This window comes from uncultured Tateyamaria sp. (assembly GCF_947504105.1).
Classification (GTDB): domain Bacteria; phylum Pseudomonadota; class Alphaproteobacteria; order Rhodobacterales; family Rhodobacteraceae; genus Tateyamaria.
In genome coordinates, this window is record NZ_CANNGP010000211.1 from 1 (window position 1) to 208 (window position 208).

A 208-nucleotide genomic window follows, 5' to 3' on the forward strand; every position below is an offset into this window, starting at 1 on the left:
TGGTGGCCACGATGAGCAACAAACCCTCTCTTAGCAAATACCGCTATTTGGACCCATAGGCGCTGACGTCAGACAGGCGATGGGGGCGACCACGAATGAGGTACCCTGCATCAGAGAAGTTAGAGATCATCCGGCTGGTCGAAGAAAGCCATCTGTCGGCGCGTCGGACTTTGGCCAAGCTGGGCATTCCCCGCACCACGTTCTATCG

Annotated in this window: 1 pseudogene; it reads left to right on the forward strand. The window is 56.7% G+C overall.

Going from position 1 to position 208, the window contains the following annotated elements:
• Window positions 1–71: 71 nt before the first annotated feature.
• A pseudogene (locus Q1A75_RS24225) lies at window positions 72–208 on the forward strand (IS3 family transposase); the annotation flags it as partial.